The organism is Rhodococcus sp. MTM3W5.2 (assembly GCF_001984015.1).
In the GTDB taxonomy this organism is placed as follows: Bacteria; Actinomycetota; Actinomycetes; order Mycobacteriales; family Mycobacteriaceae; genus Rhodococcus_G; species Rhodococcus_G oryzae.
Genome location: NZ_CP019572.1, coordinates 569,696 through 595,359 on the forward strand (window position 1 = coordinate 569,696; position 25,664 = coordinate 595,359).

At 69.3% G+C, this 25,664-nt stretch carries 20 protein-coding genes and 4 pseudogenes; 17 read left to right on the top strand and 7 right to left on the bottom strand.

Annotated elements, in window-relative coordinates; translation table 11 throughout:
- Nucleotides 1–43: 43 nt before the first annotated feature.
- The 3 genes from BTZ20_RS02675 to BTZ20_RS02685 are packed head-to-tail and all read right to left on the bottom strand — an operon-like array spanning nucleotide 44 to nucleotide 3,454.
- Nucleotides 44–808: an SDR family NAD(P)-dependent oxidoreductase gene (locus tag BTZ20_RS02675; protein WP_077040284.1), complete on the bottom strand. Its 765-nt coding sequence runs from the start codon at nucleotides 806–808 to the stop codon at nucleotides 44–46.
- 19 nt (nucleotides 809–827) lie between these two features.
- On the bottom strand, nucleotides 828–1,964 hold the full coding sequence (locus BTZ20_RS02680; protein WP_077040285.1) for a thiolase family protein: 1,137 nt from the start codon (nucleotides 1,962–1,964) through the stop codon (nucleotides 828–830).
- A gap of 59 nt (nucleotides 1,965–2,023) precedes the next feature.
- Nucleotides 2,024–3,454 (bottom strand): aldehyde dehydrogenase family protein, encoded by a 1,431-nt coding sequence (locus tag BTZ20_RS02685; RefSeq protein ID WP_077040286.1) that lies wholly within the window; start codon nucleotides 3,452–3,454, stop codon nucleotides 2,024–2,026.
- Nucleotides 3,455–3,585: 131 nt separating this feature from the next.
- Here BTZ20_RS02685 and BTZ20_RS02690 point away from each other — a divergent pair, with 131 nt between their 5' ends.
- The 5 genes and pseudogenes from BTZ20_RS02690 to BTZ20_RS02710 all read left to right on the top strand — a co-directional run bounded on the left by BTZ20_RS02690 (nucleotide 3,586) and on the right by BTZ20_RS02710 (nucleotide 9,245).
- Nucleotides 3,586–4,257, top strand: a complete 672-nt coding sequence (locus tag BTZ20_RS02690; RefSeq protein WP_223263593.1) for a TetR/AcrR family transcriptional regulator — start codon at nucleotides 3,586–3,588, stop codon at nucleotides 4,255–4,257.
- A pseudogene (locus BTZ20_RS02695) lies at nucleotides 4,199–5,214 on the top strand (TIGR03617 family F420-dependent LLM class oxidoreductase). Before BTZ20_RS02690 ends, BTZ20_RS02695 begins: the two are co-directional and overlap by 59 nt.
- Nucleotides 5,211–6,019, top strand: a pseudogene (locus tag BTZ20_RS02700) (enoyl-CoA hydratase/isomerase family protein). Before BTZ20_RS02695 ends, BTZ20_RS02700 begins: the two co-directional pseudogenes overlap by 4 nt.
- Nucleotides 6,016–6,972, top strand: coding sequence for an SDR family NAD(P)-dependent oxidoreductase (locus BTZ20_RS02705; protein WP_077040287.1), 957 nt, complete (start codon nucleotides 6,016–6,018; stop codon nucleotides 6,970–6,972). The pseudogene BTZ20_RS02700 and the gene BTZ20_RS02705 overlap by 4 nt, the downstream one beginning before the upstream one ends.
- Before the next feature lie 29 nt (nucleotides 6,973–7,001).
- Nucleotides 7,002–9,245, top strand: a complete 2,244-nt coding sequence (locus BTZ20_RS02710; RefSeq protein ID WP_077040288.1) for an acyl-CoA dehydrogenase — start codon at nucleotides 7,002–7,004, stop codon at nucleotides 9,243–9,245.
- 43 nt (nucleotides 9,246–9,288) lie between these two features.
- On the opposite strand, the gene BTZ20_RS02715 is transcribed toward BTZ20_RS02710, so the two are convergent.
- The gene (locus BTZ20_RS02715; protein ID WP_189636660.1) at nucleotides 9,289–10,890 is read right to left on the bottom strand and encodes a hypothetical protein; all 1,602 of its coding nucleotides are present in this window, start codon (nucleotides 10,888–10,890) and stop codon (nucleotides 9,289–9,291) included.
- Nucleotides 10,891–11,192: 302 nt separating this feature from the next.
- On the opposite strand from BTZ20_RS02715, the gene BTZ20_RS02720 reads away from it, so the two are divergent.
- From BTZ20_RS02720 to BTZ20_RS02745, 6 genes are all read left to right on the top strand, one after another.
- Nucleotides 11,193–12,239, top strand: coding sequence for an alpha/beta fold hydrolase (locus BTZ20_RS02720; protein ID WP_189636570.1), 1,047 nt, complete (start codon nucleotides 11,193–11,195; stop codon nucleotides 12,237–12,239).
- A gap of 44 nt (nucleotides 12,240–12,283) precedes the next feature.
- Nucleotides 12,284–12,877, top strand: coding sequence for an alpha/beta hydrolase (locus BTZ20_RS02725; protein ID WP_145982175.1), 594 nt, complete (start codon nucleotides 12,284–12,286; stop codon nucleotides 12,875–12,877).
- 74 nt (nucleotides 12,878–12,951) lie between these two features.
- Nucleotides 12,952–13,926, top strand: a complete 975-nt coding sequence (locus tag BTZ20_RS02730; protein ID WP_223263594.1) for an alpha/beta fold hydrolase — start codon at nucleotides 12,952–12,954, stop codon at nucleotides 13,924–13,926.
- Between the two features lie 77 nt (nucleotides 13,927–14,003).
- On the top strand, nucleotides 14,004–14,639 hold the full coding sequence (locus BTZ20_RS02735) for a pyridoxamine 5'-phosphate oxidase family protein (RefSeq protein WP_077043430.1): 636 nt from the start codon (nucleotides 14,004–14,006) through the stop codon (nucleotides 14,637–14,639).
- A gap of 50 nt (nucleotides 14,640–14,689) precedes the next feature.
- Complete coding sequence (locus BTZ20_RS02740) at nucleotides 14,690–15,316, top strand: DJ-1/PfpI family protein (RefSeq protein ID WP_077040292.1); 627 nt, start codon at nucleotides 14,690–14,692, stop codon at nucleotides 15,314–15,316.
- A complete protein-coding gene (locus BTZ20_RS02745; RefSeq protein WP_077040293.1) occupies nucleotides 15,313–15,759 on the top strand; it encodes a MarR family winged helix-turn-helix transcriptional regulator in 447 nt (148 codons plus the stop codon). The genes BTZ20_RS02740 and BTZ20_RS02745 overlap by 4 nt, the downstream gene beginning before the upstream one ends.
- Before the next feature lie 4 nt (nucleotides 15,760–15,763).
- Here BTZ20_RS02745 and BTZ20_RS02750 read toward each other — a convergent pair whose 3' ends face one another.
- Complete coding sequence (locus tag BTZ20_RS02750; RefSeq protein WP_411269103.1) at nucleotides 15,764–16,066, bottom strand: DUF6191 domain-containing protein; 303 nt, start codon at nucleotides 16,064–16,066, stop codon at nucleotides 15,764–15,766.
- An 85-nt stretch (nucleotides 16,067–16,151) separates the two neighbouring features.
- On the opposite strand from BTZ20_RS02750, the gene pip reads away from it, so the two are divergent.
- Both pip and BTZ20_RS02760 read left to right on the top strand, forming a co-directional pair.
- Nucleotides 16,152–17,117 (top strand): prolyl aminopeptidase, encoded by a 966-nt coding sequence (pip, locus tag BTZ20_RS02755; RefSeq protein WP_077043431.1) that lies wholly within the window; start codon nucleotides 16,152–16,154, stop codon nucleotides 17,115–17,117.
- 286 nt (nucleotides 17,118–17,403) lie between these two features.
- Entirely contained in the window at nucleotides 17,404–18,039 is a 636-nt protein-coding gene (locus BTZ20_RS02760) for an alpha/beta hydrolase (protein WP_411269136.1), read from the top strand.
- A 293-nt stretch (nucleotides 18,040–18,332) separates the two neighbouring features.
- On the opposite strand, the gene BTZ20_RS02765 is transcribed toward BTZ20_RS02760, so the two are convergent.
- Entirely contained in the window at nucleotides 18,333–19,139 is an 807-nt protein-coding gene (locus BTZ20_RS02765) for an MBL fold metallo-hydrolase (RefSeq protein WP_077040296.1), read from the bottom strand.
- Between the two features lie 70 nt (nucleotides 19,140–19,209).
- Between BTZ20_RS02765 and BTZ20_RS02770 the strand changes: the two genes are divergently transcribed.
- On the top strand, nucleotides 19,210–20,166 hold the full coding sequence (locus tag BTZ20_RS02770) for a GlxA family transcriptional regulator (protein ID WP_077040297.1): 957 nt from the start codon (nucleotides 19,210–19,212) through the stop codon (nucleotides 20,164–20,166).
- Nucleotides 20,167–20,340: 174 nt separating this feature from the next.
- Complete coding sequence (locus tag BTZ20_RS02775) at nucleotides 20,341–21,351, top strand: LacI family DNA-binding transcriptional regulator (protein ID WP_077040298.1); 1,011 nt, start codon at nucleotides 20,341–20,343, stop codon at nucleotides 21,349–21,351.
- A 4-nt stretch (nucleotides 21,352–21,355) separates the two neighbouring features.
- On the opposite strand, the gene BTZ20_RS26065 is transcribed toward BTZ20_RS02775, so the two are convergent.
- Nucleotides 21,356–21,823, bottom strand: a complete 468-nt coding sequence (locus BTZ20_RS26065) for a nuclear transport factor 2 family protein (protein ID WP_223263595.1) — start codon at nucleotides 21,821–21,823, stop codon at nucleotides 21,356–21,358.
- Nucleotides 21,824–22,048: 225 nt separating this feature from the next.
- Here BTZ20_RS26065 and BTZ20_RS02785 point away from each other — a divergent pair.
- Both BTZ20_RS02785 and BTZ20_RS02790 read left to right on the top strand, forming a co-directional pair.
- Nucleotides 22,049–23,223: pseudogene (locus BTZ20_RS02785) on the top strand (NADH:flavin oxidoreductase).
- Nucleotides 23,224–23,344: 121 nt separating this feature from the next.
- A pseudogene (locus tag BTZ20_RS02790) lies at nucleotides 23,345–25,662 on the top strand (FHA domain-containing protein).
- Nucleotides 25,663–25,664: the final 2 nt, after the last annotated feature.

Here is a 25,664-nt window from a genome sequence, read left to right on the forward strand (position 1 = left end):
TCCCGAATGGATGGTGGGAACCGATCGCGTGTTTTGTCCATGGTCAGCGGGGCGCCATGCGGATTCCGCCGTCGAGCCGGATGGTCTCGCCGTTGAGGTAGCGGTTCTCGAGGATCGACACGGCGAGCTGGCCGAATTCGTCCGCGCGCCCCAGCCGGGACGGGTTCGGCACAGAGGACTCGAGGCCGGCCCGCATCGCGTCGGGCATCCCGGACAGCAACGGCGTGTCCATGATGCCCGGCGCGATGGTGCACACCCGGATGCGTCGTGTCGCCAGGTCGCGGGCCGCGGTCAGGGTCATGCCAACGATGCCGGCCTTGGACGCGGTGTAGTTGATCTGGCCGATCTGCCCCTCGAAGGCCGCGACGGAGGCGGTCATCACGATCGCCCCGCGTTCGCCGTCGACCTCGTCGGTCTTCGCGATGCGCTCGGCGCCGAGGCGTAGTGCATTGAAGGACCCGACGAGGTTGAGGCGGATGACGTGCTCGAAATCCTCGAGCGAGCCGGCGTTGCCGTGCTTGTCGAGGATCCGCATGCCGCGGCCGCTGCCCGCGCAGTGGACGAGGCCGCGGAGTTCTCCGTCCTCGGTCGCGGCGTCGAGTGCGGCGGCGAACTGTTCCGGATCGGTGATGTCGGCGGGTGCGAAGCGTGCGTTGGGTCCGAGATCCCGCGCCGCGGTGTCGCCGTCGGAGGTCGGCAGGTCGACGAGGGTCACGAAGGCGCCTGCGTCGATCAACCGTCTCGCTGTGGCGTTGCCGAGTCCGGAGGCGCCGCCGGTGACGGCGACGGAGGTTCCCTTGAGTTCCATGGTGGAGTTTCCTTCGAGGTCAGAGGAGTTCGACGATGGTTGCGTTGGCCATCCCGCCGGCCTCACACATGGTCTGGAGTCCGTAGCGGATTCCGTTGTCGCGCATGTGGTGGACGAGCCGGGTCATGAGAATCGCGCCGGAGCCGCCGAGCGGGTGCCCGACGGCGATGGCGCCGCCGAGCGGATTCAGGCGCTTCTCGTCAGCACCGGTCTCGGACAACCATGCGAGCGGTACAGGGGCGAAGGCCTCGTTCACCTCGAATGCGCCGATGTCCTCGATGGACAAGCCCGAGCGGGAGAGGGCCTTCGCGGTGGCGGAGATCGGGCCGCTGAGCATCATCACCGGATCGTCGCCGGTGACCGCGACGGTGCGGATACGGGCGATCGGGTCGAGGCCCCTCGCCGCCGCGATCTTACTGGTGGTGACGAGCAGCGCTGCCGCCCCGTCGGAGATCTGGGATGCGTTGCCCGCGTGGATGACCCCGTCCTCCTTGAACGGCGTCTTCAGCGTCGCGAGCTTCTCGAGCGAGCCGCCGCGGCGGACGCCCTCGTCGACGGCGAGTAGGCCGTCGATCGGCGCGAGCTGCGAGTCGAAGGCGCCGGTCTCGATGGCCTGGGCGGTGAGTTCGTGCGAGCGAAGCGAGTACTCGTCGAGGGTGCGGCGGTCGAGGTTCCAGCGCTCGGCCATCATCTCGGCGCCGAGTCCCTGACTGAAGCTCTCGATGCCATAGCGCTCCTGCACGCTGGGCGGCGTGGCCGAGCTCCCCTCCTTGGCGGCGCTGCCCATCGGCACCCGGCTCATGGACTCGACGCCACCGGCGACGACGAAGTCCGCGTGTCCGGCGATCACGGATGCCGCCGCAAAGCTCAACGCCTGCTGGCTGGAGCCGCAGGCGCGGTTGACGGTGGTGCCGGGGACGGACTCGGGCCAGCCGGCCGCCAGCGCCGCGGTGCGCGCGATGTTGCCCGCCTGCTCAGCGGCCTGGACGACGCATCCCCAGATCACATCGTCGATCTCGGCGGGATCGATGCCGACACGGCCGGTGAGGGCCGTCAGGACGTGTGCGGACAGGTCGGCTGGGTGCAGGTCCGAGAGGGACCCGCCTCGTTTCCCGATGGGCGTTCGAACGGCATCGACGATGACGGCGTCTTGCATGGGTGTTCCCTTCTTCGTATGGACTCTGTGGCTGTGTCCGGAGCGGACGGCGAGGTCTGTCAGTGCTTGATGACGCGGAGGTGGAGGAACTCGTCGATGGCGCGGCCACCGCGCATTCCGAATCCGGTGGCCGCGGCCGACTCGTGTGGTGCCGGGGTGTCGGTGATGTCGTGCCGGTTGACCGATACGGATTCGGCGTCGACGCGTTCGGCCACCTGGTCTGTCCGGTCGAGGTCGGCTCCCCACACCGACACGCTGAGAACACGAGAGTGCTCGTTGATGCGGTCGACGATCTGGTCGATGTCGGCGTACCCGATGACGGTGAAAACGGGGCCGGCTTTCCCCGCGTCCTCGAAGTCGGTCGATCCGTCGTTGTCCCGCAGCAGGGTCGGCTCCAGGAAGTACCCGGGCAGGTCGGTGCCGCGACCACCGCCGGTCACGAGCGCCGAGCCGGCCGTGATGGACTGGCGGAGAAGTTCTTCGGCGATCGACAGCTGGTGCGCGCTGTGCTGCGGGCCGACCGTGGTCTCCGGGTCCATTCCATCGCCGACGGTGAGCGTTCGCATCGCCCCGGCGAACGCCTCACAGAAGGCGTTGACCATGTCGACAGGTACGTAGGCGGATTTGGGGGCGCAGCGGGTCTGCCCCGAATTGGCGAAGGCGCACTCGGCCAGCGCGATCGCCGTGTTCTCGACGTCCGCGTCCGCGAGGACCAGCGCGGTTCCGCCGCAGGCCGTGGCCGCCGCCACGGGAGTGAGGGACCGGGCCGCTTGGCTGATGATCCTCCGCGCGTCCCCTCGGGAGCCGACGTAGGAGATCCGGCGGATCTTCGGGTGTGCGACCAGCGGGCTGCTCGCATCGCGGGTGCCGACCGCGATGTCGAGCACTCCTTCCGGGAGTACGGCTTTGAGGATGTCGACAGCGCGCGCGACGGACAGTGCGACGGTGCACGGGGGCTCGACGACGACGGTGTTCCCGGTCGCGAGGGCCGGGCCGACCTTCGCGGCCATGCGGAGGATCGGCAGGTCCCAGGGGGCGAGGACGGCGACGACCCCGACCGGGCGGTGTTCCATGACTGCCGCGCGATCGTCGTAGCTGTGTGCCGGGGCGTCATCGTCCCAATCGAAGTCGGCGGCCTCGGCCAGGAATTTGGCCGCCAACCGGATCTCGCCGTCGGCTTCGTCGAGCGGCTTGCCCTGTTCCATGGTCAGGAGGGGCGCGAGCGTGTCGGCCGAGCGATAGAGCTCGCGTGCGCAGTCCGAGAGAAACCTCCGCCGGGCCTCCCGGTCGGTGCGCCAGGCTGCGAAGGCGCCGTGCGCGCGCGCGACCGTGCCGTCGACCTGGGTGGCAGTGGTGATCGCGACGGTGCCGATCTGTCCGAGGGTCGCGGGGTTGAGGCTGCTCAGCGATCTACTCGACGGCCGCGGGTCGAGCCTCGGAATGTCGAGCGTTCGCACGGTGTGGGCGGAATTCGCGAGTTCGTTGTTCAACGTCTTCTCCTGGGTGCAACCACCACGGTCGGGGCGGAATCGAGGGTCGGCCGGGGTCTTCTCATGTCACGACTCCTAGGGGCGAAGGGCGAAGCGCCGCGACGACTAACGTAACGAGTTACTATGTAATAGTGAAGCATGAGAATCCGCCCCGCGCCGGGCGTCCCCGTGATCTGAGCAAGGACGAGGCGACGCTCGTCGCGACCCGCCGCCTCCTGGCGGAGGTCGGCTACCAGCAGACGACCGTCGCCGCGATTGCGCGGATGGCAGGCGTCAACACCCCCGCCATCTATCGCCGATGGCCCACTCGCGAGGCGTTGATCGAGGAGGCCGTCCACGGGACCGGGGGACACCCGCTGCCGGAGGAGTCGGGCGACCTACGAACGGACCTCGCAACGTGGGTGCGGATATTCCTGGTTCGTGCCGCGCGTCCCGCAGCGCGCGCCGGGGTGCCGGGCCTGCTCGCCGACTCCCAGACTCAGGAGGCGCGCCAGCGCCTGCTCGCCATCGGGGCGCCGGTGCGCAAGGCCTTCCAGGATCTGCTGGACGGCGCCGTCGCTCGGGGGGAAATCGCCGCCGGGGTGAATGCGATGTTCCTGTTCGACCTGCTCTCGGGCACCACGACAATGCGTGGGCTCACCCGGGAGTGGAGGACGAGGAGGACTTCGTCGACGCGCTCGCAGGCTCCCTGTACGTGCTGGCCGCGCACGCGACCGAGGCGGCGGACATCAAGTCGGTGCGCCGATGAAGGTCGACGTGCAGTTGGACGGCAGGCCCGAGGACGCGGCCGCGCGGGCGCGTGAGCTGGTCGCGCTCGGCGCGGACGGGCTGTTCACCTTCGAGGGGGCCCATGACGTGTTCGTCCCGCTTGTCGCGGCGTCGGGCGTCGTCGAGGCGGACCTGATGACGAACGTGGCCATCGCGCTGCCCCGCAGCCCGATGCACCTGGCCCACACCGCCAACGATCTGCAGACCCTGAGTCGCGGGCGGTTCCGGTTGGGCCTGGGCTCACAGATCCGGCCGCACATCGAGCGTCGGTACGGTACCGAGTGGTCGAAGCCCGCCGCCCACATGCGCGAGATGGTGCTCGCGATCAAGGCAATCTTCGCCGCGTGGGAGGGCGGTGGCCCGCTCAAGTTCCAGGGCGAGTTCACCACGCATACCCTCATGCCCCCGACCTTCAACCCCGGGCCCAATCCGTATGGGCCTCCGGAGATCTGTCTCGGGGCGTTGGGGCCGCTGATGACGCGGGCGGCCGCGGAGGTCGCGGACGGTCTGCTCGTCATGCCGTTCAACAGCGCCAGGCACTTCCGGGAACGGACCCTGCCCGCGATCGAGGCGGGTCTCGCGCTCGGCGGACGTTCACGATCGGACCTCGCGATCTACCCGCAGGTCATCGTGGGAACCGGCCGCACCCCGGAGGAACTGGACGCGGCGGCGCGTGGCGTGCGGCGCCTGCTCGCGTTCTACGGCTCCACCCCGGCATACCGGCCGGTGCTGGAGGTCGAGGGGTGGGCGGACGTGCAGCCGGAACTCAACGTGCTCTCCAAGCGCGGCGAGGTCGCCGCGATGACGGAGTTGATCGACGCTGACATGATGACCACCCTCGCGGTGCACGGGACCCCGAGCAGTGCGCGGCGGAGATCGTCGCCCGGTTCGGCGACCACGCGGACCGGGTGTGCTGCTACTTCCCCGGCTATCCGGTCTCGAACGAGCATGTCGCCGAGTTGATCTCGGCCGTGCAGGCGGCGCGGCCATGAGCGGGGTATCCGTGCAGGTGGACGGCGGAGTCGCAGTGGTGACCCTCGACCGGCCCGACCGGCGCAACGCGTTCACCAGCGCGATGGGCCGCGCGCTGGGCGAGGCCTATCGGACCCTCGACGAGGACGATTCGATCCGGGCCATCGTGCTCACCGGTGCGCCCCCGCCTTCTGTGCGGGCGCGGATCTCGCCGGTGGTGCCGACACCTTCGACGCTCCAGCTGCCGAGTTCACCGCCTCGCCGGTCAATCCACCGGCCTTCGATCTGCGTAAACCGGTGATCGCCGCGGTGAACGGGCATGCCATCGGAATCGGGTTCACGCTCGCGATGCAGGCCGACATCCGGATCGTCGCCGAGGACGCCAAGTACGCGATCCCGCAGGTCCGCCGAGGGGTGCTGCCAGACGCGATGTCCCATTGGACCGTTCCGCATTTCGCCGGCATGGCGGCCGCGGCGGATGTGCTGTTGACGGGCCGCACCTTCGACGGCGCCGAGGCTGTCCGGTTGGGTCTGGCGAGCCGGTGTCTGCCGTCCGGCGAGGTGCTGTCCGCTGCTTTGGAGGTGGCTCGTGACATCGCGGTGAACACCGCGCCGATGTCGGTCGCGCTGTCCAAGCGACTGCTGTGGCAGACCGCTCGACACGGGTACGGCCCGGAGAAGGTTGCGGTACTCGAGACGGACCTGCACCTGCGGGTGATGGGCAAACCCGATGCGGCCGAGGGAGTTCGCGCGTATCTCGACCGCCGCGACCCCCGGTGGACCTCGCGGCTGTCCACCGACTGGGAGGAGGTCTCGCCGGAATGACACAGCAGGGGGCAACCCTCGGCAGCGCGAGCACCACGGACGAGGTCCTCGACGGCGTCGACCTGAGCGGGCGCACCGTGCTCGTGACCGGGGTGACGAGCGGTCTGGGCGCCGAGACCGCCCGCGCGCTGGCCGGTGCGGGCGCACACGTCATCCTCACCGCCCGCGACATCGCAGCTGCCCACTCGGTGGCGACACAGATCCGTGAGGCGCATCCCTCATCGGAGCCGGAGGCGTTCGGGCTCGACCTCGCGGACCTGGAAAGCGTTCGTGCCCTGGCGGATAGGCTGTTCGAGCGGCGGACGCCGGTGGACATCCTGATCAACAACGCCGGGGTGATGTACACGCCGTTCGAACGCACCCGTGATGGGTTCGAGCTCCAGTTCGGCACCAACCACCTCGGCCACTTCGCGCTCACCACCCTGCTGCTGCCGTCGATGTCTGCCTCCGCCGATCGATCCGATGTCCCGGCCCGCGTGATCACGGTGTCCTCGGACGCGCACCGTGCGTACCCCGTCGATCTCGTCGATCCGAACTTCCAGAGCCGCACCTACGACAAGTTCGTCGCCTACGCCCAGTCCAAGGCCGCGAACGTCCTGATGACCGTCGAGATCGAGCGACGGGTCGGCGGCCAGGGCGTCCAAGCCTTCTCGGTTCATCCGGGAGTGTGCGCCACCGGCCTCGCGCGCCACATGTCCCGGGACGACATGGCGGAGATGAAGCGCATGTCGGCGGGCTCACCGAACGCGCTGACGAACCTCAAGTCCATCCCCGCCGCCGCGGCGACGTCGGTATGGGGAGCAACCGCGCCGGAGCTCGACTCGGTGGGCGGTGCCTACCTCGCGGACTGCGGGGTCGGCGCGGCCGCCGACCACGCCACCGATCCCGCCACCGCCGCTGCCCTGTGGGAACTGTCGGACGAGCTGACCGCCCCCAGCGCGCGGCAGCCCTAACCCACACGAACTTCGTTCCAGGAGGACACATGTCACTATCGATCGACGAGGATCAGCGGGCGCTCGCGGACTCCGTCGCGGCCTTCGCCCGCCGGACGGTGCCGATTACCGCCACCCGCAAACAGTTCGACGCCCTCTCCGCCGGTACCTGCCCCGCCTCGGTGTGGGATGCGGTGGTGCGGCAGGGCCTGCACAACATGCACCTGCCGGAGGCCGTGGGCGGTTCGGACTGCGGGCTCCCGGTGCTGGCGGTCGTGGTCGAGCAGCTCGGGAAGGCCATGTTCCCCGGCCCGTACCTGCCCACGGTCCTGACGAGCGCCGTGGCTGCGACGGCCTCGAACGGCGCCGACGATCTGCTCGCTGCATTCGCCGGCGGCGCCACTGGCGCGCTCGTCACCGGTAACCGGCTGACCGCACAGCCGGTGGCCGGCGGTTGGGAGGTCGAGGGGGCCTCCGATCCCACCATCGGGCTGCCGGGCGCCGAGCGGGTGTTGGTGCGTGCCCCACTCGAGGGCACCTCCGGCGGAAACCTGTGGTTCTGGCTCGAGCGGGCGGATCTCGACGAGGCCACGACCACCGCGAAGGTGGCGCCCTGCGAGGCGCTCGACCTGACGCGCTCGGTGGGCCGGCTCGAACTCGCCGGTCACCGGATTCCTCACGAGCGGGCGTTGTCCGGACTCGATGCGGATCGGGTCGACCTTGTCGCCACCTCGCTGCTGGGGGCCGAGGCCAGCGGGATCGCCGCGTGGTGTGTGGAGACCGCCGTGGACTATGTGCGCACCCGCCACCAGTTCGGACGCCCGGTCGGCAGCTTCCAGGCGGTCCAGCACAAGGCGGCGTTGATGCTGGTGCGATCCCAGGTGGCCTGCGCCGCCGCGTGGGACGCGGCCCGTGCGGCCGATGCGAGTGCCGATCAGCAGCGGCTCGCGGCGGCGCAGGCGGCGCTCACCGCGGTTCCGGCCGGTGTCGACCAGGCGCTGGACTGCATCAGCCTGCTCGGCGGGATCGGGTTCACCTGGGAGCATGACGCGCACCTGTACTGGCGCCGTGCCATCAGCATCTCCTCCGCGGTTGGCGCGCAGGACATCTGGGCGGCACGACTGGGAGATGCGGCCCTGCACACCGAACGCGACTTCTCGTTCATCGACGGGGATTCGCTGCCGGAGTTGCGGGAGCGCGTCGGGCGTGCGTTGGACGAGGTGCTGGCGCTTCCCGACGACGAGATCCCGTCGGAGGGATGGGCCCCGGCCCGGGGTGGATCCCGTCGCGCCCGGCTGGCGGCGGAGGGTCTGACCGCGCCGCACTACCCGCAGCCCTACGGGCTCGACGCCGGACCGGTGGAGCAGGCGGTTATCGGCGACGAGTTCGCCCGGCGTGGCCTCACCCAGCCCGACATGGGAATCGCCGAGTGGGTGCTGCCCACCCTGGTCGCGCACGGCAGCGAGGAGCAGCAGAAGCGGTTCGTCCCGGCCACCCTGCGCGGGGAGCTCATCTGGTGCCAGTTGTTCTCCGAGCCCGGTGCGGGATCGGATCTCGCCGGCCTGTCCACCCGTGCCCGCAAGGTCGACGGTGGCTGGGTGCTCACCGGACAGAAGGTGTGGAACTCCCAGGCGCAGGAGGCGGATTGGGGAGTGTGCCTCGCACGGACCGACGCGGACGTGCCGAAGCACGCCGGTCTGACCTACTTCCTCATCGACATGCACGCTCCCGGCGTCGACGTGCGGCCGCTTCGCCAGGTGACCGGAATCTGGGAGTTCAACGAGGTCTTCCTCGACGAGGTGTTCGTGCCGGATGACGGCGTCGTCGCCGGCCCGGGCGACGGCTGGCGGCTTGCGGTCACCACGCTGTCGAACGAGCGACTGAAGATGGGATCGGCCAAGCTGGGCCACGGATCGGCGAACATGGTTCGTCGGCTGCTCGACCGCGACGAGTACGGGAGCACCCGGGACGAGGCCATGCGTGTCCTCGGCCGAAACACCGCCCGCGAGCTGTCGGTGGCGGCGCTGAACCTGCGGAGCGTGCTGCAGCGACTCCACGGGTCGGAGGACACCACCGGGTCCCTGAACAGCGTGCAGAAGGTGTTCCACGCCATCGCCCAGCGCGAGGGTTCCCGCGCGGTGGTCGCCCTGCTCGGACCGCTCGGCTGTGTGGGCAGCCCGGAGGAGCCGTATGTCCGTGACTATCTGGGAGTCCCGGCCGTCATGTTCGGGGGCGGAACCATCGAGATCCAGCTCAATGTCATCGCACAGCGCGTGCTCGGCCTGCCGCGCTGAGCCATGTTCCGTGAACCCGGATCGGCGGGCGGTGCCAGTACGCCTAGCGCACCACCAGGTCGTGGTCGGTGGCGCTGAGGGTGATGGGTGACACCCGCTTGCCCTTCGACCAGTCCCGAACGAACGCATCGAGAGTCGGATCCGAGCCACGCGCGTCGTAGGCGGCGCGGGGCACCTCTATCGCACCGACCAGGTGCCTCGGCTGATCGTCGAGGCCGGTACCGCGTGGCCCCATGCGCAGGCCGTCGGCGGTGTGCAGGAGCACCGGGATGGTCTTCCCATCGGGTGCTGTGACCGTGGCGGGTCGGGTGGTCGTGGCCGGATCGAAGTGCTCGATGGACAGCCTGTACCCGGACGGCCCCGCCTTCAGGCCGGCCTGGTCGAGCAGGCGTGGGTCGAGGATCGAATACGGAACCTGCCAGTCGACGAGTAACTGCGCGTCGACGACGGTGTCGCGGCCGGGCAGGGGTGCAGACAGGTTCCACGGCGCAGGGGGCGCAAGGGTGTCCGAGGATCGGTCGGCAGGCGAGTTTCGCAGCGCGATGCCGGGTAGAGGCGCGCCGGTGGGTGCGAACTCCCACACCGGGGCCGTCACATCCTTGTGCCAGAATCCGGTGCGTCCGTCCTTCTCACCGGCCACGCGCAGCTCCCGGCGGTCCGGGCCTACGCCGGTGGAGTGCACACTGATCGCGGAGGTGATCTCGCCTGGGATCTTGGGCTGGTGCACCCAGTCCTGCGCCGGCAACTGGATTGCGGCGTAGTTCTTGAACCACGCTTCGAAGGCGGAGTTCGGCGCGGTGGGTTTGCCGCCTTGGTCGTCCCAGCTGTAGCGGAAGAACACCGAGTCCCCGCCGGTGCCGTCGATGTCGTAGTTGCGGGTGTACATGTCGCCGTACTTGTTCATCACGAAAGTGGTTGAGGCCGAGGAGGAAAGCGCGATCGACTGGAAGCGTCCGCCGACGGGACCGCCGATCTCGTAGCTGTCGTCGTCGGGTAGCCACGGGTCGGCGTAAGTGATGCGGCTGCCGTCCCCTGTCAGCGTGGGCACCATCGTCATCTTCGCGAGCCCGAAGAAGTGGATCCGGCCGGCGACATCCGCGTAGGTCTGGTTGTCCCATGGCGATCCGACGCTCAACGCCCAGGTGCCCGGATCGCCGCCGGGAAGCTTCTTGCCCTTGCCGGTCCACAACGGCGCCCCGAACGACGAGGTCCAGTTCCAGAAGACGGGGGCCTGTGAGGCGTTGTCCATGGTGTAGATCCAGCCGTCCTCGTCGACCGCGATCAGCTCGTCGTCGTCGACCGAGATTCCGACCAGGCGGTCACGCAGGCACGTCGGCAGCGGCGCGTATCGCCACGGTTCGGGACTGGCACCATTCCGCACTCGAGGCCGGGTGAGCAACGCGTTCCCCGCCAGCGCGTAGTCCCAGAACTTATTGAACTGGGTTGTCTGGGTGCGCAGTTCCACGCTCTCGGGGGCTCCGGAGTCGCGGAACTCCGGGAGATTCACCAATCCGTCCCTGGCTCCGAACGACGGTAGGCCGGGCGGCACCTGTGCGGTGCCGAAGGGCACGCAGTCGGCGGGTGCGCTCGAAGCCGGCGCGGCCATCACGACAGGTGCCGACGCGATGAGCGCCATAACCGCCATCGAGCAGGTGAGGGCGGTGCGAACGCGAAACCGTGGGGTGCCGTCGAGATAGGAAGGAATGCTCACGATCTGAAACATCAACTGACATTGATGATTTGTTACTTGCCGCAGGCAGAGGGTTTCGCTCGCCCTGACCTCCGACCCGATTCTCTCGGTGGTGGTCCCTGCTCCACATCCCCACGCCGACGACGTGACGGTGGCATGTTCCAATGGGAGAGGTTCGGCCAGGGGGAAATGGTCGAGGCAGGAGCGAGGTGTGCCGATGCGGCCGACTTCGCCACAGGGGAGGGGTTGTAGTGCGCATGGTCCTTCGGGGGCGGAAATCGCGGGTCGTCCTCGCGGCGGGGTCCGCGTTGCTCATCGGGTTCGCCGGGAGCGTCACTGCGACCGCGGCACCGGCGCCGGAGCTGGAGCCGGGCGTCCCCGCCGGGTATGCCGACCAGGAGCTCCGCTGGCATCCGTGTCCCTCGGACCTCCTCGACCACGCGCTGGCCGGCGACGGCTACGCGGCGGCCCGATCGGCGGTACTGCCCGGTCTCGACTGCGCCCGTATCCGCACTCCGCTCGACTGGGCGCATCCCGCCGACGGGCGCGAGGCGACCTTCTGGATCTCGAGGCTCCCCGGCACGGGCGGCGCGACCACACCGCTGCTGACAAGCACCGGCGGTTCGGGCGCCGGTACCCTCCTCGACCCTCATAGCTTCTCCGGCGGAATGCCGAAGCTCCGGGAATCGTTCGACCTCATCGGTTTCGACGCGCGGGGAACATCCACGTCGTCGACGGCGCAGTCGTGTGATCCCGCCGTCTCCGGGGATCCCGGTCTCCTCGCCACCGGCCCACGGGAGGGCTACGACGTCCTCGACTTCTCGGCGCCGTCCGTGGCCCGTCAGCTGGACGACGCGCGGCGGTGGACCGAGCGATGCCTCGCCGGGGCGGCCACGACCCCGGATGGCGCGTCGACGGCGCCCTACATCACCTACTGGCAGACGGTGCGCGACCTGGACCTGGTGCGGCAGCTCCTACGTGCGGACAAGTGGAGCTACCTCGGGGTGTCGCAGGGGACGGCGCTCGGGAGAGAGCTGGCGCGGACCTTCCCCGGCCGTGTCGACCGGTGGGTGCTCGATTCCGTCGTCGATCCGCTCAGGAGTCCGAACGAGGTTCTGCAAGAACGGTATCGGGCTCGGCAGCGGGCGGTGGAGGCCGAGTTCGCGCCCTGGGTGGCGACCCGCGGAACCGCTCTCGGCGACTCCGCGGAGCGGGTGCTGGCATCGATCACGACGCTCCGCGCCGACCTCGCGGCCCGGCCCATCCGGCTTCTCGGGGTCAGGCGTTCACCTCGAACGACCTGAACTCGATCCTGTTCGGGGTCGGGAACGCCGTCAACGAGGCCGTGTTGTCGAAGCTCCTCACGGTTCGCGCAGCGGTGTCGGGCGATCCGTCTCCCGCATCGGTCCAGGCGGCCGTCGGAATGATCTCCCAGTTCCAGCTCTCGCCGCTGATCGACCGCGAGCTCGGTGCGGTGCTCTCCGGCGGCCCGCGGCAGGGTTGGTGGACGGCCTACAACTGCAATGCCGCGGAATGGAGCCACGACACGAATGCCGTGCTCGCGGAGCAGCAGCGGGCGGCCGAGCAGGCGCCGCTGACGTACCTCGGGATGGGGTTCTCCGCCGTGTGCGCGCAGTGGCCGTTTCCCGGGCAAGCGGATTCGCGGTCGGGGTTGGGCGAGGTGCCGGGCATGCTGCTGGTCACCAACGAGCGCGACGCGGTCACACCGGCCGGCGGCGCGCGCGCCCTCCGCGACCTGGTCGCCGGTTCGCGACTGGTCACGGTGGAGGGCAAAGCCGCCCACCTCGTCCTGCCCCAGCGGACGCCGTTCGGGCTCCCCGGCGGCATCCCGGGAACCAGCTCGTGCGCCACGGACGTCGCCGTCCGCTACCTGACGACCGGTGAACTGCCGCCGAAAGACCAAACCTGCACACCCAATTGAGCCTGGAGGCCACAGTGAACAGCGTGACGTCGAAGCGATCCCGGCCGCGCCGCGTACTCCGTGTGGTCGGGCGGGTGATCGCCGGCGTCGTCGCATTGGCCGTCCTCGCCGTTGCGGTCTCGGCAGGCTTCCATCGGTGGCAGACACCGCGCGACAAGGCGGCCATCGAAGAAGCGATCGGCCCCGTCCATCGCTATGTCGAGGTGGACGGGCGCCGGATGAGTGTCGCGGTCCAGGGATCGGGACCGCGCACCATTGTCCTGATGCCCGGCCTGGGCACGCCGGAACCGATCCTCGGCTTCGCCCCGCTGGCTCGTCGCCTGGCGGAAAGAAACACGGTCGTCACCGTCGAGTACTTCGGGCTGGGCCTCAGCGACGGCACCGATGCCCCGCGCACCAGCGAAGCGATCGTGGCCGAGACGCGGGCCGCGCTGGAGGGCCTAGGACTGAGCGGTCCCTATGTGCTGATGCCCCATTCGATTTCGGGTCTGTACGCGACGTGGTGGGCCACGCATCTGCCGGGCGAGGTCGCCGCAGTGGTGGGCCTGGACGACGAGCGTTACACCTCGGAAGGTGCCCAGGGCGACGCGGACTGGCCGGGCTGGATGTCCACGGTCACCTCTGTCGGCGGCATTCGGGACCTGCTCGCCCTGGACAAGCGCACCGACTACCTGGGGCTGGTCGCCGACTACCGGGAGAGCCTCGGCGACGCCACCGACTACACGCCGGACCAGCAGGACCTGTACCTGGGGGCGTACTCGTGGGTGTTGAACCCGACCATGCTGGATGAGGTTGCCCGAGGAGCGGAGAACGTGCGAGCGGCCGAGGGGGCCGTGTTCCCGCCGACGCTGCCGGTCCTGTCGATTCTGGCTGCCTCCTCGCTCGAGCTGGAACCGGAATGGGAGTCCTCGCACCACGCGACGATCAGCAACCCCGCGATCCAGCAGGTCACGATTCTGGACGGCCATCACTATCTGTTCCACGCTCAGGCGGCGACGATTGCCGCGCTGACGGAGCGCTTCCTCGATGACCACGTCAAAGCGCCCTGAGCCGTCGAATTGTGGTCTTGAGGTTTGAGTGATTCTGGGCCTGTCGACGGTACCGGAAAGTGGGCACGATCTGGTGCATGGAGCAGATCAGGAGATATACCGACCTCGCCAGAAGTGACCGATCCGATCTCGACGCTGTGCTCGATGCCGCGGCGGTGGGCACCCTCTCGACCGTGGTGGACGGACTGCCGTGGGTGGTGCCCATGCTCTACGCCCGCGACGGTGACCGCATCGTGCTGCACGGGTCGACGGGCGCCGGCGCCCTACGGCACGTCGCGGCCGGCGCGCCGGTGGCGTTCTCGGTGACGATGCTCGACGGGATCGTGGTGGCGGACACCCTGTTCGACTCCACTGCCAACTACCGGTCGGCCGTCGTGCGGGGTCGCCTGACCGCGTTCAGCGGGGACGGTGCGGTGGACGCCCTCGACTTGTTGTCCGATTCACTGATCCCCGGCCGGAGCTCGGAGGTGCGCACCCACACGAAGAAGGAGCTCGCGGCGACCCTGGCGATCGCGTTGCCGATCGAGCCGGGCTGCTGGACGGTCAAGGTGCGCGACGCGCCGCCGCCCGCGCCGTCGGCTGCCTCCGGCGACTGGGCGGGCGTGGTCCCGCTGCGGACCGTGGCCGGTGAGCCGGAACCCGCACCGTGGGTGGGGGAGGGCGTCCCGGAGCCGGTGTCTGTGCGCCGACTGGTCGCTGCGGTGAGGGTGTGACGTATGCCTACCACAGTGACAGCATGCTGTCTATATGACAGAATGCTGTCATGAGGAATCAAGTGGTGCACCTGGCCGTCTACGACACCCTCGCGGACTGGGAGACCGGTCACGCCATCGCGCACATCAACCAGCGTCAGTGGCAGCGCGAACCGGGTCGCTACTCGGTGTCCACCGTCGGGCAGACCCTGGACCCGGTGACCACCGCCGGCGGCGTGCGCATGATCCCGGACCTCGTCCTGGCCGATCTCGACGCCGAGGACAGTGCGATGCTGATCCTGCCCGGGGCCGACGCCTGGATCGGCGGCGACGCCCTGGCCCCGTTCGCGGCCAAGGCGCGCGCGTTCCTCGATGCGGGCGTGCCGGTCGCTGCGATCTGCGGCGCGACCTACGGGCTCGCGGGCGAGGGCCTGCTCGACGACCGTGACCACACCAGCAACGTCGCGTACTTCCTGGCCATGACCGGCTACGCGGGCGGCGGCCGGTACCGGGACGAGCCCGCAGTGACCGATCGGGATCTGATCACTGCGGGCGCGACGAACCCCGTCGAGTTCGCCCGCGAGATCCTGGGGCGCCTCGATATCTACACCCCGGAGGTGCTCGACGCCTGGTACCGGCTGTACGCGCGTTCGGACGCGAGTGCGTTCGAGGTGTTGCAGGCGGCGACCGCGCAATGACCGAGCCGAAGCCGGCCGAGCTGCTCGCCGGCGCCGCCCTGACCGCGTTCCGGCTCAACGGCCAGTTCCTGGCGGTGGCGGAGGATCTGGCCCGGCCCGCCGGTCTCACCGCCGCGTGGTGGCAGGTGCTCGGCGCGGTCGTCGACGAACCCCTGCCGGTCGCGGGCATCGCGCGGGCCATGGGCATCACCCGGCAGAGCGTGCAGCGGATTGCTGACCTGATGGTGGACAAGGGATTCGCGGAGTACCTGCCGAATCCCGCCCACCGCCGGGCCAAGCTGCTGCAGCTGACCGCCGAGGGTCGGGCGGCGATGCAGCGCATCACGCCCGACCAGCGCGCCTTCGCCGACCGGCTCGCGAATCAGCTGGGGGTCGAGGAATTCCGTCGGGCCCTGGAGGCGCTGGGGCAGCTTTCGGCGGCCCTCGACGTGCTGGCGGACTGACCCGTCAGCGGGGTACGTCGCTTGCGTTGCGCAGCACGGCACGGTTCGATCCGATATCCACGCGCACCAGCGGCGGCGCCCCGTCCGCGTCGTCCTCGCGATGCATCAGGGACACCTGGCGCTGCTCGAACTCGTGATGCTTCGAGCCCTGGAACACCGCCGTGACCTCCTCGAAGCCGGTGGCCGACACCGTGCGGTGCCCACCGCGGCGGGTCCACGGCAGGAAACGGCCGCCGGTGAGGCGATTGAACAGGGTCTCGGCGAACGCGGCCAGGACGAGCAGGCACACCAGCCCCGGAATCGTCATTGCGAACATCATCCCCATGTGGTCCGAGTGTAGGCGCGATCTCGAGGATGTGGATCGGACCTCGGCGGTTCGGCATGCTGTTCCGGTGAGCACGCGATACCCGCCGATCGAGCCGCACGAATCGGGCCTACTCGACGTGTCCGACGGGCATGTCCTCTACTGGGAGAGCGTCGGCGACCCCGGCGGGGTGCCGGTGCTGTTCCTGCACGGCGGTCCTGGCTCCGGCGCTGCCGCCGGTGCCCGACGGTATTTCGACCCGTCGCGGAGCCGGGCGGTGCTGTTCGATCAGCGTGGCTGCGGCCGCAGCCGCCCGCTCGCGGACGGACCGGACGTGGACCTCTCCTCGAACACCACCGCTCACCTGGTCGCGGACATCGAGCGGCTGCGCGAACATCTGGGTATCGACCGGTGGATCGTGAGCGGGGTGTCGTGGGGCGTGACGCTGGCGCTGGCGTACGCGCAGCAGCACCCCGGCCGGGTGCTGGCGATGGTGCTCGGCGCGGTGACCGCAGGCACCCGCGTCGAGATCGACTGGATCACCCGCGCGATGGGGCGGGTGTTCCCGGAGGAGTGGGACCGATTCGTCGAGGGGGTTCCCGAGGCCGAGCGCGGTGGTGAACTCGCGGCGGCCTACACGCTGCTGCTGTCCGACCCGGACGCGGCGGTTCGTGAGGAGGCGGCCAGGAAATGGTGCGAGTGGGAGGACACGCACGTGTCCCTGGTGCCCGGCTGGCAGCCGAGCCCGCGGTACTCGGATCCGGTGTTCCGCAGCGTCTTCGCGCGCCTGGTCACGCACTACTGGAGCAATGACTGCTTTCTCGAGGAGGGGCAGATCATGGCCTCGATGGACCGGATCGCAGCGATACCGGCCGTTCTCGTGCACGGTCGATACGACGTCTCCAGTCCGTTGGACACCGCGTGGCAGATGGCCCGGCTGTGGCCGGCGAGTCGGCTCGTGGTCGTCGACGACGCGGGACACGGCGGCGGTGGCTTCGTCACGGAGTTCACGGCAGGCGTCGACGCAATGCTTGCCCACGTTCTGAATCCCTAGCTGATAGCCTCCGTGAGTCGCCGAAAAGACGACCGTGACACATTCGAGGAGGTGAGACCCGTGAACGCTGTATCCACTGGGTGCTCCCCCTCTTCTGCACGGTCGGGCGACTGAAATAGACGTCGCCGGGAGCGCCCCACAAGGCAATCCCGAAAGGCAACAACCTATGCATTTCACTGCGGAGACATCGTCGAACGGTGTCGTCGAACGCAATTTCACTCTGGGTGAGGTCACCGGCCTGCTCTGGTCGCCCGCATCCGGCTCCGAACCCGCGCCCCTGGTGCTGATGGCGCACGGTGGTGGCCAGCACAAGAGGGCTCCGGGAATCCTGGCCCGTGCGCAGCGCTTCGTGACGGCCTGCGGTTTCCACGTCGCCGCCCTTGACGCGCCCGGACACGGTGACCGGCCCCGAACTGCGGCGGACGAGCAGCACCTTGCCGTCTTGCGGCAGGCTCAGGCCGCGGGCGAGCCGCTGGGCCCGGTCGTCGTGGAGATCCACAAGGACCTCGCGATTCGTGCCGTGCCGGAATGGCAGGCGACCCTGGACGCCCTCCAAGCGCTGCCGGAGATCGGCGCCAATGGCCCGGTCGGATTCTGGGGCATCATGCAGGGCACCGGGATCGGGGTGCCGTTGACGGTGGCCGAGCCCAGGATCACCGCCGCCGTCTTTGGTTGCCTCGGGCATGAATCGCTGACCGATGCGGCGGCACAGATCACCGTCCCGATCGAATTCCTGCTCCAGTGGGATGACGAGCTTGTCGAACGTCAATCCGGTCTCGCGCTGTTCGATGCCTTCGCCTCGAAGGAGAAGACGTTGCACGCCAATGCGGGCGGGCATGTCGACATGCCCAGATTCGAGGTCGAAAGCGCGACCCGCTTCTTCGCCCGTCACCTCGGGCAGGTCGGTACGTCGCCGGCCTGACGTGACGGGAATCGGCTGATGCTGGTCGGAATCCGGCCCCGGGATTCGGCCGCTTAGGTATAAATGGGTCGTCCCTCGAGTCAGTCGAGGCGGCAGATCCCAACGGTAAGAAGGAGTCTCGATGCTGGTGTTCGACCCCGTCATCTCGTTCTTCAACGAGATCGCCAGTGCGCTCGGTTCTAGCGACTCGGTCATCGAGACCTAGGAACCCTCCGGGAACGGTGGGTCGAGTCACTGGATTCGACCCACCGTTTCCGTGTTCGGGGTGTCCGCGGTCGCGTCGCCCCGCGAGTTCAGATGTCGAAGTACGTGCCGGGCACCGGCGTGTGCAGGAGTGCGTCGAGTCCGGCTGACTCGAAGGCCGCCGTGAACCGGTCCGCTCCCTCGGTGAAATGCGCCCAGCCGTCGGTGTGTACGGGAATGACCACGGACGGGGCGAGGATTCGGGCAACCTCGACCGCCTCCGCCGACGTCAGGGTGACCGGCACCGGAAAGCGGCCTGGATCCGCGGCACCGGCGAAGAGGATCGCGATGTCGACGGGGCCGAGCCGCTCCCCGATCTCGCGGGTGAGCTCGACCGAGGCGTTGTCCCCGGAGACGTAGATCGTGGGAATTCCCTTGGCGCTGAGTATGAATCCAGTGACCGTGCCGGTGATCGGTTCGCATCCGGCGGGGCCGTGTAGCGCCGGGACCGCCGTGACGGTGAGCTCGCGGCCGTCCGGGGTGGCGATCATCGTGTGGTCCCACGGCGCGAGTCCGGTCACCCCGGGCAGCCGCCCGGCCGCCTCGGGCGTGGAGAGCACCGTCTCGACCCGGCCGAGCAGCCGGCGGCCCGCGTCGTCGAGGTTGTCCGCGTGCTGATCGTGAGAGAGGAGAACGAGGTCGATGGGGCCGAGCGACTCCTCGGGGAGCGCAGGCGGGGTCAGCTTGGTCAGGGTGACCCCGCCCTCGTAGCTGCCCGGCTCGTCGAATGTCGGATCGGTGAGGATGCTCAGGCCGGCCACCGTCAGGTGCAGGGTGGGGCCACCCACGAGGACCGCCCGAACGCCTTGCGCCGCTGTGGAACCGGTCGATGTCGTGCTCGCTGTTGTCGAGGTCATGTCACAAGCATCGGCCGATCGCCCCGGCCGGACCAGTGGCCCTCAGGACATGTTTCGCTAAGATCGGGCCATGGTCAGTTCGGTAGCGGTGATTGCCTTTCCCGACATCAGCCCGTTCCACCTCTCGGTACCCTCGCTGGTCTTCGGGCACGCGGAGAACCGCGGCACCGCGCCCCGCTACCGGGTCACCATCTGTGCAGAAGATCCGGGCATCCTGCCCACCAACGCCGGCTACGACATCGCGGTGCGCAGTTCCCTCGACGCGCTGGTCGAGGCGGACACGGTGGTGGTCCCCAGCTGGGTGCAGGCCCGTCGGCCGTCGGATGCGCTGCTCGAGGCGATCGGGCGGGCACACGGACGCGGGGCGCGCATCGTCGGACTGTGCTTGGGCGCCTTCCCGATTGCCGATTCCGGAATCCTCGACGGGCGCGAGGCGGCGACCCACTGGCATGCCGCGGAGGACCTCGCGCGCCGGCATCCGCAGGTGACGGTTCGGTCGGACGTGCTGTGGTCGGACCTCGGTGACGTGGTGACCTCGGCCGGCACTGCCGCGGCGCTCGACTGCTGCCTGCATCTGGTCCGATCGGACCACGGTGTCTCCGCCGCGACCGCGCTCGCCCGGCGGCTGGTGCTTGCTCCCCACCGCAGCGGCACCCAGGCGCAGTTCATCCCGGTCCCCGTGCGCGAGCAGGACGGTGAGGACGAGATCGAGCGGGCGATGGCGTGGGCCCGGATGAACCTGTCCGAGCCCGTCGACCTCGATCACTGGTCGCGCGTGGTCCTGATGACCAGGCGCACCTTCACCCGGCGGTTTCGCGAGCGCACCGGGTCGAGCCCGCAGCAGTGGCTGCTCGTGCAGCGGCTGGATCGGGCTCGGCTGCTGCTGGAAACGACGGAACTCGGCGTCGACGCGGTGGCAGGCGAGTCGGGCTTCGGGTCGACGGCGTCGCTGCGGCTGCATTTCGGGCGCGCGTTCGGAATCAGCCCGTCGGCGCATCGGGACCTGTTCTCGACCGCCGATCGATGACGCGCCCTCACATGGCTTCGTGCCCTTCCGGTAACTCGATCAGAGTTCCGGCAGCGCCCGCTGTCGCACCCGCCCATCTGTGCGGCAACCGATTGTCGATCGGTCACGCGTGTAGCGTTCCGGGTATCCCGCTCCGACATCCGGGGCGGGCGGTCGGAGGTCAAGGGGACGACGGTGGACCGGGCGCGAGAACGACGGCCGACCAGCGCAGACGTCGCGCGTCACTCCGGGGTGTCGAGGGCCACCGTGTCCTACGTGCTCAACGGCCGAGACGATCACCCGATCAGCGAGCAGACCAAGCGACGCGTGCTGGCGAGCGTCGACGCCCTCGGGTACACGCCGAATCTCACGGCGAGCGCCCTGCGCGCCGGGCGCAGCAACATCGTGCTGATGCCGATGCCCGACATTCCGCTCGGGTTCGCGGTCGACGCGATCCTGCAGGGGCTCGATCGCGGCCTGTCCGAGCGGGGGCTCCGGTTCCTCCTGCACGGCGACCGCAAGTCGGGCGGCGTGACCGGTGCCCGTGCGTGGGCGCAGCTCCGCCCGGCCGCGATCTTCACAGACACCGCGCGCTGCGACGCCGAGGCGACGGCCTTGCTGCGCAGGGCCGGGGTTCGGGCGGTGCTCCTCGCCGGGCCGGAGACGGTCCCGTACGCGCCGACCGCGCGGTTCCAATTCGATTCGCTGGCCGACTGTGCGGCAAGGTATCTCGCGGGCCGGCGCGGCCATCGACGACTCGCATGCCTGGTGCCGGGCGCCGAACTCGCCGAGCTCGGAGAGCGCCGGTTCGGGGTGTTCGTGTCGGCGGCCGCGCAGGAAGGGGCCTCGGTCGAACGGGTCGACTGCGCCCTGTCGATCGACAGTCTGCTTCCCGTCCTCTCGGCCTGGCGTGATCCGGGACGGCGCCCGGACGCCGTGTACGCGTACGACGACGAGTTCGCGTTGGTGCTGATCCAGGCCCTGCGGGAGGTGGGGCTGGAGGTGCCGCACGACATCGCCGTCGTCGGGTCCGACAACCTGCCGCTCGGCGCGATTCTGCGACCGCACCTGACGACGACCTGTGTCGACCTGCCTGCGATCGCGTCGGGCCTGGCGGAGTCGATTCACCGTCTGGTCGACGGGCTCCCCTTCGAACCGCTCGGCGATCTGTTTGCCCCGCGGGTGGTGGTCCGGCAGTCGGCCTGACGGGTCACCGAGAGGTGATGACGGCCCGGTTCCCGGTCTCGGCGCGGACGGCGATCACCCGGCTCGTCAGCGCCCAGCCGGTGTCGGTCCGGGTCCACGAATCGTTGTAGTCGCCGAGGCATTCGTAGACCGCGCCCTCATTCGTGCCCGCGCCGACGTGGAACGCGCGGAAGTACGACCGAGTCCGGGCGGTGTCCCCGTCCAACTGCACCTGCACGTTGCCCATGAGGTGTTGCGTCGGGCCGCACACGTCCAGGTGGGCCCGGACCACGGCGAGAACCGCGTCGGCGCCCTCGACGAAGTAGGCGCGGGCGTCCTCGGTCATCGCCGACCGGAGCCCGGGCCAGTCCTTCGTGTCGAGCCGGGCCTGAAACCGGTGCAGGCTGTCGACCACCGCCAGGTGATCGAGCAGCTGCCCGAAGTCGGCGGGCGGGGTCGATCGGAACGTCGAATCTGGCCCATCGGTTCGCACAGCCGCGCCGCCCTTCCCTGGTTGATGGTCATGTTTCCCCTGGCCCAGCGGGTGACACGTGTAACACTCTATGCGCCCGCCTCCCGGCGCCACGGGGTTTCCCGCTGAGTGAGACGGGTCACATCGGGTCCGGGTGTTCGGCCGCAATCTGGTGCACGCACCTGACCTCGACGGCCGACTCAGTCGTCTGCGCCGCGGTCCACCCGAACACATTGGAGGACTCCCATGACCCATCCCGATGTCCTGGCACCTGCGAAGCTGGGCCCGATCACCCTGCGCAATCGGATCATCAAGTCCGCGACGTTCGAGGGCAAGACGCCGAATGCTCTGGTGACCGATGAGTTGATCGAGTTTCATCGTCGTCCGGCGGCGGGCGGGGTCGGCATGTCGACGGTCGCGTACTGCGCGGTTGCGCCGGAGGGGCGGACGGAGCGCGGGCAGTTGTGGATGCGGCCGGAGGCCCTGCCGGGGCTGCGGCGGCTGACCGACGCGATCCATGCCGAGGGGCGGCGGCGTCCGCGCAGCTGGGGCATGCCGGGCCGGTGGCGAACGAGAAGTCGACGGGATTGCCGGCGTTGGCGCCGTCGCGGTCGTTCAACCCGATGAGCATGCGGATGATCCGGTCGGCGTCGAAGGATGACATCGTGCGGATCACCGAGGCGCACGGGACGGCGGCTCAGCTGGCCATCGACTCCGGGTTCGACGCGGTGGAGATCCACTTCGGCCACAACTATTTCGCGAGCTCGTTCCTGAGTCCGAAGCTCAACCATCGCAAGGACTCCTACGGGGGGTCGCTGGCGAACCGGGCGCGGGTGGTGCTCGAGACGGCGCGGACCGTGCGGGCGGCCGTCGGCGACAGGGTTGCCATCTTGGCGAAGCTGAACATGGATGACGGTGTGCCGGGCGGTTTCTGGGTGGACGAGGCGATCCAGGTCGCGCAGTGGTTGGAGGCGGATGGCAGCGTCGACGCGCTGGAGTTGACGATGGGCAGTTCGCTGCTCAACCCGATGTACCTGTTCAAGGGCGATGCCCCGGTGCGGGAGTTCGCTGCGGCGATGCCGCAGCCGGTGCGGCTGGGCGTGCAGTTGATCGGTAAGCAGATGTTCCACGCGTATCCGTATCGGGATCTGTTCATGCTCGAGCAGGCGCGGCAGATCCGGGCCGCGGTGAAGCTGCCGCTGGTGTTGCTCGGTGGGGTGACGGACAAGGCCGGCATGGACACCGCGATGGCGGAGGGGTTCGAGTTCGTGGCGATGGCGCGGGCGTTGCTGCGGGAGCCGGATCTGGTCAACCGGATCGCCGAGGACGCCCGTGCGAAGTCGCTGTGTATCCACTGCAACAAGTGCATGCCGACGATCTTCTCCGGCGCGCGATGCGTGCTGGTCGAGCGCGCCGGATAGTCGCAGCGCAGCTCGCCGACGGCGTCCAACGGCCGCCGGACACCGCGAGGGGGTCGACGTACGTGCGACCATGGAAGGGCCGACGCTCTACACCCGATAAGGCTGACCGGAGGCCGTGGCGATGGACGACCGGGCGAAGGACGAGCACCAGCGGGTCGTGGTCGAGACCGATCACGGCCGTACAAGCTACGGCGCGGGCACGGCCGTACGCATCGGCAGGGATCCGCAATTGGAGATCACGATCGTCGATCCGTTGGTGTCGCGGGAGCATGCACGGCTCAGGTGGGACGAGGGATGGCAGCTCGTCGACGCCGGCAGCAAGAACGGGATCTACGTCGACGGCGAGCGCCGAGAAAAGGTGCCCGTCACGAGCAACGTCCTCGTCCGCCTGGGGGACGCGGTCGAGGGGCCCGTCGTGCGGATCTCGATCGAAGATCCCGACGCGACGCGACTGGACGTGGGCGGTCGATGGGACGAGTCGACGATCGAGGTAGGGGCCTCGAGCGCCCCGCCCCCGACACCGCACGAGGCGGTCCCGGCGGGATCCCTCACGGTGGGACGGTCGCCCGACAACGACATCGTCGTCCGAGATGTGCTGGCCTCACGCCGTCACGCCATCGTCCACAACGCGCCGGCCGGCCTCGAGATCGACGACCTGGGGAGCGCCAACGGAACGTTCGTCGGCGGCGCCCGAGTGTCGCGCGCGCAGCTGACCGACGGCGACGTCGTCACGATCGGCAACACCGATTTCAGCGTGCAGGAAGGCCGGCTCGTTCCACGGCAGGCGGTGGCCCCGACCGCAGGGGGCTGCGGGTGGACGGCGTCGGACTCATCATCGAAGGCGGGCGGCGACTGCTCGAGGACGTCACCTTCACGGCGGGACCCGGCAGCCTCACCGCGGTGATCGGGCCCTCCGGCGCGGGAAAGACCACGGTCGCCAAGATCATCTCCGGTTCGGAAAGCCCCACGGAAGGCGTCGTCGAATTCGAGGGCCGCAGCGTGCACACCGACTATTCGGTGCTGCGCTCCCGCATCGGCATGGTCCCCCAGGACGACGTCGTCCATCGCCAGCTGACCATCCGGAGGGCACTCGGCTACGCCGCGGAGCTGAGACTGCCGCCGGACACGAGCCGGGCCGACCGTGAGGAGGTGATCGCAGGGGTACTCGACGAACTGCAACTGACCGAGCACGCCGACACCCGCGTCGATCGTCTCTCCGGCGGACAGCGCAAACGCGCATCCGTCGCGCTGGAGTTGCTGACGGGTCCATCCCTGCTCATCCTCGACGAACCGACCTCGGGTCTCGACCCCGCGCTCGACCGGCAGATCATGGCGACGTTGCGCCGCCTCGCCGATTCGGGCCGCGTCGTCGTCATCGTCACGCATTCGCTGTCGTACCTCGAGATGTGCGACCAGGTACTGCTCCTCGCACCGGGCGGCAAGACCGCGTATGTGGGCCCGCCCGACCGAGTCGGGGCCGCGCTCGGCAGTACCGACTGGGCCGACATCTTCGCCCGTGTCGCATCCGACCCGGACGGGGTGTTCGCCGAATATCGCGCCACCCGCCCCGAGGCGGTGCCGCCACCGAGCCCGCCCGGGCCTCTCGGTCGCCCCGCACACACGTCGGGGCGTAAGCAGCTGAGCACCGTCGCCCGCCGTCAGGTTCGGCTGATCCGCGCCGACCGGGGCTACCTGATCTTCCTGTCGCTTCTGCCCTTCGTACTCGGCGGGCTGGCCTTGCTCGTGCCGGGCGACACCGGGTTCGGGCCGTCGGGTACCGACGTATCCGGTGAACTCACCCAGATCCTGGTGGTGCTGATTCTCGGCGCCGCCTTCATGGGCTGTTCACTGACCATCCGCGACCTGGTCGGTGAGCGCATGGTCTATCAGCGCGAACGTGCCGCCGGGCTGCTGCCGTCCGCCTACCTGACGGCGAAGATCGTCGTGTTCTGCGCCGCCGCGATCGTGCAGTCGGTGATCATGGTGCTGATCGTCTTCGCGGGCAAGGGTTTCCCTGGCCGCGGCAGCTTGATCCCTTCCGGCTCCGTCGAACTGATCGTGGACATCGCCGCCACCACCTGTTGCTGTGTGCTGGTCGGATTGGCGTTGTCGTCGGTGGCGCGCTCGAACGAGCAGGTACTGCCGATGCTGGTGGTCACAATCATGGCGCAGCTGGTGATGTGCGGAGGATTGATCACGATCACCGGACGCGCCGTACTCGAACAGGTCGCGTGGCTCTTCCCGTCCCGCTGGGGGTTCGCGGCCGCGGCCTCGACGGTGGACCTGGTGACGAATTCCACCGGCACCGAGCCGGACACGCTGTGGCAGCACACCGCATCGTGGTGGCTGCTCAGCATCGCCATGCTGGTGCTCATCAGCTGTGTGCTCGCAGTCTTCACCTACAGCCGGCTCCGGCTGCGCCGTCCGCGCAGGGGCTGACC